The 7,338-nt window shown below is 70.2% G+C and carries 5 protein-coding genes; 1 reads left to right on the top strand and 4 read right to left on the bottom strand.

The annotated features are described in order from the left end of the window. Positions 1-244, top strand: a 244-nt coding sequence (locus Q8O14_00290; GenBank protein ID MDP2359180.1) for an HAD family hydrolase, incomplete at its 5' end; no start/stop codon positions are given. A 453-nt stretch (positions 245-697) separates the two neighbouring features. On the opposite strand, the gene mtgA is transcribed toward Q8O14_00290, so the two are convergent. Genes mtgA through Q8O14_00270 form a run of 4 tightly spaced genes read right to left on the bottom strand, consistent with a single transcriptional unit; the run spans position 698 to position 7,310 of the window. Next, positions 698-1,426 (bottom strand): monofunctional biosynthetic peptidoglycan transglycosylase, encoded by a 729-nt coding sequence (gene mtgA, locus Q8O14_00285; protein MDP2359179.1) that lies wholly within the window; start codon positions 1,424-1,426, stop codon positions 698-700. Further along, positions 1,423-5,103, bottom strand: a complete 3,681-nt coding sequence (locus tag Q8O14_00280; protein ID MDP2359178.1) for a DUF294 nucleotidyltransferase-like domain-containing protein — start codon at positions 5,101-5,103, stop codon at positions 1,423-1,425. Before Q8O14_00280 ends, mtgA begins: the two co-directional genes overlap by 4 nt. A gap of 18 nt (positions 5,104-5,121) precedes the next feature. Continuing rightward, complete coding sequence (locus Q8O14_00275) at positions 5,122-7,026, bottom strand: cation acetate symporter (GenBank protein MDP2359177.1); 1,905 nt, start codon at positions 7,024-7,026, stop codon at positions 5,122-5,124. Beyond that, positions 7,026-7,310: a DUF485 domain-containing protein gene (locus tag Q8O14_00270; protein MDP2359176.1), complete on the bottom strand. Its 285-nt coding sequence runs from the start codon at positions 7,308-7,310 to the stop codon at positions 7,026-7,028. Before Q8O14_00270 ends, Q8O14_00275 begins: the two co-directional genes overlap by 1 nt. Positions 7,311-7,338: the final 28 nt, after the last annotated feature.

Raw genomic sequence — 7,338 nt, 5'->3', positions numbered from 1 at the left:
CGCCTACGCCGCCCAGACGGTTGGCTTGGACGCCGACGAGGCGATCGGGCGCTGCGCCTTCTGCGGAGACAGCCCCAACGACGAACCCATGTTCGCCTGGCTGGAGGAGACGAGCGTGGGGGTGGCCAATCTCAGCCGCTTCCTTCCTCTCGTCGAGCATCACCCCGCCTATCTCACCGGGGCTCCGGGCGGCGGAGGCTTCGCCCAGCTGGTGGACCGCCTGGTCCAGTTGCGCGGCGCTTAGGGCAGGTTTTCCGCGAAGTGGCTTAGATTCGCTATCGCTATCGCTATCGATCCCGATATCACATTCGCTATCGCTATCGAAGCCGATCCCGATGCCGATCCCGATCCCGAACCCGATCCCGATCCCGATAGCGATCCCGATCCCAATCCCGATATCGAAAGAGATGCGAGTGATGTCGGATCTCACCGGGGCGGCTCAGAATCGCTATCGCTGTCGCTATCGACTCCGACTCCGATCCCGATCCCGATAGCGATCCCGATCCCGATGGCGAGAGATGTCGGATCTCACCGGGGCTCCGGGCGGCGGAGGCTTCGCCCAGCTGGTGGACCGCCTGGTCGAGTTGCGCGGCGCCTAGGGCACAAGTCCCTGCGAGCTGGCTCCATTTCGATATCGATATCGATATCGATATCGATCCCCAAAGCGATTTCGATCCCCTAAGCGATGACCTGACCCTCAAGGATCCAGTTGCCGCAACCAGGCCGGACCGCCCAGTTGCCTCATCTGGCCTTGGATCCAATCCGTCCGGCGCCGCAGGTAGGGCGAGGGCCGATCGGCCTTGAACTGGCGGGGATTGGGCAGGACGGCGGCCAGCCGCGCCGCCTGTTCGGGGGTGAGGCGGTCCGCCCGGGTGTGCAGCAGGTGGCGGGCGGCGGCGGGCACCCCGTAGACGCCGTCCCCGAACTGGGCGATGTTGAGGTAGACCTCGAGGATGCGGCGCTTGGGCCAGAGCGCCTCCAGCAGCACGGTCAGGCCCGCCTCGAGGCCTTTGCGCAGCCAGCTGCGGCGCGGCCAGAGGAAGAGGTTCTTCGCCACCTGCTGGGTGATGGTGCTGGCGCCCCTCACCCCGCGGCCGCGGCGGTTGTGGTCCAGCGCCTTGCCGATCGCCTCCAGGTCGAAACCGCCGTGTTCGAGGAAGAGCTGGTCCTCCGCCGCCACCACCGCCAGCGCGGCGTGGGGGGAGATGCGCTCCAGCGGCCGCCATTCGTAACATACAGGCGGCGCCCCCTCTTGGAAGAACCCGGCCACCCGACGCTGCAGCATCATGGCGCTGGTGGGGGGCGGCACCCAGCGCAAGGCAAGGATGACGAGCAGGGTGAGCGCCAGGCCGGCCGCCGCCAGGCGCAGAAGCGCTCCGGCCAGCCGGCGCAGGCGGGAGCGCCCCGCCCGCCCGGGCGCCTTCACGCCATCCCCTGGAAATCGTAGCTGATCTTGCGCCGCAGATCCTGCACCACGGTGAAGAGCCGCTTGAGCATGGCCTCGTCCAGGGCGGTCCAGCCGCTGGGCGAAAGCAGGTTGTCGGCCTCGCGGCCTTCCAGCACGGCGCGGGCCTGGTGCTCGAGGCGCATGCGCATGGCCGCCTCGTAGTCGGGGAGCAGCTCCTCCCAGGTCTCCTGGCTGAGGCGGCCCAGCTCGTGCAGACGTCCCAGGCGGTCCAGGGTGTGGGTGTCCTCGACCTGATGGCGCAGGGCGTAGAGCCGCCCGTGGTTGATGACGGGAAGGAGAGCCTCCTTCAGGTCGAGCGCCTTGTGGCCGTCGCCGGCGGCCTGGGTCACAATGCGGCCGCCCAGGCTGAGCGGCGGCCGGCCGAGCAGCGCGTTCTGGGCCAGGTGGAGCAGGAAGGGCGGATGGATCCGGATCTCGCTGAAGACGCGGCGCCGCAGCTCCCGGGCCAGGGCCGGCTCGCCGCCCACGCAGCGGAAATCGAAGGCGATGTTGAGATCCAGCAGCTGCTGCGGATCGGCCGTGCGGATCCAGTGCCGGAACTGCGCCGTCCAGGCCTCGAGCGACAGGGTCCATTTGGGGTGGCGGGCCATCACGCCGCCCGCGCATTCGCGGTAGCCGGCCTCGGCCAGACCGACAGTGACGAGCCGCCCCAGCTCCAGGAACCAAGCCTGCCACTCCGCCTCACGGCCGGGGGGCGGCTCCTCGTAGACGATGGCGTTGTCCTGGTCGGTGACCAGGGTCTGCTCCAGGCGGCCCTGGCTGCCCATGGCGAGCAGGGCGAAAGCGCCCGGCGGCGGACCCAGCTCCGCCGTGGCCAGGGCGAGCAGGCGTTCGGCGGCGGCGTCCGCCACGCCGGTGATGAGGCGGTTGACGGCCCGCACGCGGGCGCCGGAGGCGAGCAGGGCGTGGACCAGGCGCGGCAGGCGCTCGCGCGCCCGGCCGATCTCGGCGGCGCTTTCGGCGCGGCGGATGGACTGGGTGAGGATGACCGTGCTGTAGTGGCGGAAGTGGATGAGGTGGCGGTCGCGCAGCACGCCCACCAGGCGGCCCGCCTCGTCCAGCACGGCCAGGTGGCCGATGCCCCGCTCCTGCATGACGAGGATCGCCTCGTGGACCAGGGCATGCACCGAGACGGAGGCCAGGGGCGCGCTCATGATCACGCGCAGGGGCCGGGCCGGATCCAGGCCCACCGCCGTGACGCGGGCGCGGAAATCATGGTCGGTCACCAGACCGAGCGGCTCGCCGCCGGCCCCCACCACCACCAGCGCGCTGGCCTCCGAGCCGCCCATGCGGACCGCCGCCTCGCTGATGGGCCGCTCCGCCTCGAGCACGGGGACCGGCCGCACGGCGGGGGCGACCGGCTCCTGCAGGAAGAAGAGCGAGGTCTGCAGCTGGGCGATCAGCTCCTCGCGCTCCGCTTCGCCGCGGGCCCGCGCCGTGATGTCCTCCAGGACGCCGTCGCACAGCACGTGCTCGTCCTCGCGCACCAGCACGGCGAAGAGGCGGACCTCCACCAGTCCCCCATCCAGGCGGCGCAGGGCCAGGCGCGGCTGCTCGGCGCTCTCCTCCCGCTGCAGCCGCTCCTTCAGCGAACGGCGCTGCTCGGCGTCGACGACGCGCTCCAACCAGTCGACGCCCGCCGGCTCGCCCTCCGCCGGCATGCCAAGCAGGACACGCATGGCCGGATTGGCCTCGATCAGGAGGGCGCCGTCGCCCCAGGCGCTGCGGAAGACGCCCATGTGGATGGAGCGCGTCAGCTTGCGGTAGTGGACGCGGCTGCGCTGGATGGTGGCGGCCAGTTGCTTGGAGCGGCTGATGTCGCGCGCCACCAGGATGTGGCCCTCGCGCCCGTCCGCGGCAATGGACGTGGCCGAGAGGAGCAGCTCGGCGTGCCCGCCCGCGGCGCGCCGCATCCTGGCTTCGAAGCTGCCCGGCACCGCCTCGCCGCGCAACAGGCATTCCATCGTCTCGCGGCCACGCCGATCACCGGGGCTGTCGGTGGCGAGCAGGTCCAGGATGCCGCGTCCCGCCAGGCCGCCCCTCTCCTCGCCCAGCATGCGCTCCATGATGCCGTTGGCGTAGGCGCAGCGGCCGTCCAGCACCATGAGGGTCCCCTCCGTCGACGCCTCGACCAGGGCCCGGTACTTGCCGCTGGTTTCGCGCAGCTCCTGCTCCGCCCGTGCCCGCCGGCGCTCGAGGGCCAGGCTCTGCCGCATGATGGTGGCCAGGAGCAGGCCGGCCACGCCCAGGATGAGCAGGGAGGCGTAGACGAGGCGGCCGCGGACCCGGACGATCTCCGCCTGCACGTCCTCGCTGTAGATGCCTGTGCCGATCACCCAGCCCCAGGGTCGGAAGGCCTGCACGTGGGAAAGCTTGGGGGCGATCTGCCCGGCGTCGTCCTTCCACTGCCAGTAGTAGTCCACATAGCCGGAGTCCCGCCGTCGGACCGCATCCACGAAGGCGACGAAGACGCGCCGCCCGGTGGGATCCTGGAACTCGCGCAGGTCGCGGCCCTCCAGGTCGGGGCGCCAGGGATGCATGACCATGCGCGGCGTCATGTCCGTCACCCAAAAGTAGTCCTTGCCCTCGGCGCCGTAGCGCAGGCGGCGCAGGCGCTCCGCCGCCTCGGCGCGGGCGGCCGCCGGTTCCAGCCGTCCGGCCCGGGCCTCGTCCTCGTACTCCTGAAGGATGCTGACGGCGGCGCGGGTGAGTTCGCGGATCATCTCCTTCTTGCGCTCGAGGAGCTGGTCCTCCATCGCGGGAAGCAGGAAACGGAAGATGGCCAGCACGAAGAGCAGGCCGGTGAGGGCGGCCGGCAGGCCGATGTTGAGCAGGAAGCCCCGGCGCCAGCCCGGGCGTGCCGGCGCGCCTGCCGCCGCCCGGGAGAGGAGGAAGCCCTCGCCCGTCCAGCCCAGCGCCCGCGACAGACGGCGCCAGGAATCCTCGGACAGGTCCATGCCGGGCGTGGCGGCGCCCAGCTCCACACCCGGTCCATGGTAGTCGCTGCCGCCCGAGGCCAGCAGGCCGCGCCGCCGGGCCACCTCCTCCAGGTGTAGGCGGGTGGCGCTGTCGTAGGGTTTGTAGTGCGCCTCGATCCCGTCCAGCCCCAGCCCCTGCAGCTCGTCCAGGCACCGCTCCAGCTCGTCCGGTCCCGCCATGGCGGCAAGGGGATGGGCCAGGAAGACGAGTCCCCCCGCCTCGTGGATGAGGCGGATCGCCTCGTCCGCCGCCAGCGCCCCCCGCCCCGGACCCAGGGCCAGGGCCTGCGGGGCGTGGGCCCGGCGAAGCGAGGGGGGCCACCAGGCGCGCAGGAGGCGATCCCAGTGGGGATGTCGCACGGCGCGCAACGCCCGGCGCAGGCGCGGCGCATGCTCGTCGAAGCCGTAAGCCAGGAGGTGAAGCGGACCGCAGGCAGCCTGGACGTCCAGCTCCAGGCCGCTGATCACCCGCACGCCACGGCGCTCCAGGGCTTCGCGGAAGCGCTCCAGACCCTCCACCGTGTTGTGGTCGGCCAGGGCGGCAAAGCCCGCACCCGCCGCCGCCAGCTCGTCGGCCAGCTGCTCGGGGCTGAGGCTCCCGTCGCTGCAGGAGCTGTGGACGTGCAGGTCGACGCGGACGGCGCTCAGCTGGCTCACGCGCGGCTCCGATGGCTGCTACATGGTGGTCCTTTTCGATCCGGCCGTGGCCAGGGACACCAGATAAAGGACCAGGAAACTCAAGGGGATGGAGATGATGCCCGGGTTGTTGAGGGGGATGGGCGCCAGGGCGGGATCCAGCCCGTAGCGCTCCCACATGGTGGGCGAGAAGATGATCAGGCCGACGGAGCTGAGGATGCCCACCGTCACCGCCGCCGTGATCCCCTTGGCCGTGGTGCCCTTCCAGAAGAGCATCATGAGGATGGCCGGCAGGTTGGCGCTGGCCGCCACGGCGAAGGCAAGACCCACCAGGAAGGAGACGTTCATGCCCTTGAAGAGGATGCCCAGGATGATGGCGAGCAGGCCCACGGCGAAGGCGGAGATCTTGCCGGCGCGCACTTTCTGGTGCTCGGTCATGCGGCGGCCGGCATAGCGGTCCATCAGGTCGTGGGCGACGGCTCCCGAGGCGGCGATGATGAGGCCGCTCACCGTCCCCAGCACGGTGGAGAAGGCGATGGCCGAGATGACGGCGAAAAGCAGCTCCCCGAAGGAGCGCGCCAGCAGCGGCGCCGACATGTTGTCGTCCAGTGGGTTGATCACGCCGCTGGTCATGGCGCCCAGGCCCATGTAGAGGGTCAGCACGTAGAAGGCGCCGATGGCCGCGATGGCGACGATGGTCGACTTGCGCGCCGAGGTGGGGCTGGGCACCGTGTAGTAGCGGATGAGGATGTGGGGCAGGGCGGCCGTCCCGAAGAAGAGGGCCAGCATCAGGCTGACGAAATCGAGGCGCTCCAGGGGCGTCCCCTCGACCTTGAACTTGAGACCGGGACGCATGACGCGGTTGCCCGGTGTCTCGACGGGGTAGATCACCTTGACGGCGGCGCCGTTGGCCGAGGTGAAGCCCGCGCTCATCCAGCGGCGCACGCTGGTCTGCTCGTCGGACAAGAGCGAGAGGAACTCGAAGGGCCCCAGGGATCCCGTCACTGCCTCGTCGCCGGTCTTGCCGGCCACGCGCGTCAGGTTGCCCACCTGGCGCAACGGGTTGTCCACGCCGGCCGGCCGGCCGTTGACCAGGTGCCCCTCGGCGGACTTCGCCTCCCATTGCACCTCGGTCAGGGCGATGAGACCCTGTTCGTCGGGGCTTCCCGCCAGCCACCAGCTCTCGCCCCCGGGACCGGCCAGGCGGGCGAAGCGCTTGCCTTTGGCCTCGGCGCGCTCCAGCAGCGTGAAGCTGCTGTCGGCCGGTTGCAGGATGCCGTCCAGTTCGCCCGCCATCAGCACGCGCGGCTCCACGAAGGGCACGGTGCCGCCCTGGTCGGGAGTGGTGGTGAGGCCGCGCACCAGCAGGGAGACCACCAGCACGGTGGAGAAGATCACGAGCATGGCGCCCTTGATGAACTGCACGTAGGTGGTGGAGGTCATGCCGGCGGTGGCGACGATGGTGATGACGATCGCCCCCACCATGATCACGCCCCAGGCGTGGGGGATGCCGAGCAGGGGCTCCACCAGCACGCCGGCGCCCACCATCTGCGGAATCAGGTAGAAGATGGACACCACCAGGGTGCTGATCGCCGCTGCCAGCTTGATGCCCCGCGAATTGAACTTGGCGTCCAGGGCGTCGGTGAAGGTGTACTTGCCCAGCCGCTTCATGGGTTCGGCCACGATGAAGAGGGCGACGATCCAGCCGGCCAGGAAGCCGATGGAATAGAGGAATCCGTCGTAGCCGGCTGTGGCGATCATGCCGCAAATGCCGAGGAAGGAGGCGGCGCTCAGGTAGTCGCCGGCGAAGGCGATGCCGTTCACCGACCAGTGGATGGTGCCTCCCGCCGCGTAATAGGCGTTGGCCGAGGTGGTGCGCCGCGCCAGCCAGAAGGAGAGTCCCAGCACGGCGGCGACGAAGATGATGAAGACGGTGATGGCCATCAGCGGGCGCCCTCCTTGTCGGCCAACAGCCGCTCCCGCACGGAGCAGAGCCGGTCGTAGACCAGGGCCAGGAGAAGGGCGAAGACAATCAAGCCGATGCCATAGACGGTGGCCAGGTTCATGCCGGCCAGCACCGTCGTCTCCATGGCGCCGGGGCTGGCCAGGTTGATGGCGACGAAGCCCGCATAGATGGCGGCGTAGAAGAAGAACATCCAGATGCCCAGACGGGCCTTGTACGAGGAGCCGGGATCCGGGCCGCTCGAGGCGGCGGGTTCGTGCAGCATCAGGTCCTCCGCGATGGGTGGGTCTCAG

This window comes from bacterium (assembly GCA_030685015.1).
Classification (GTDB): Bacteria; CAIWAD01; CAIWAD01; order CAIWAD01; family CAIWAD01; genus CAIWAD01.
Note: the sequence above shows the minus strand (reverse complement) of the source record. Positions and strands in the feature narration are given on the sequence as shown.

Excerpts from the sequence above, each read along its gene's own strand:
- Q8O14_00275 (MDP2359177.1), bottom strand. The coding sequence starts at position 7,026 with ATGGCCATCACCGTCTTCATCATCTTCGTCGCCGCCGTGCTGGGACTC.
- Q8O14_00270 (MDP2359176.1), bottom strand. The coding sequence starts at position 7,310 with ATGCTGCACGAACCCGCCGCCTCGAGCGGCCCGGATCCCGGCTCCTCG.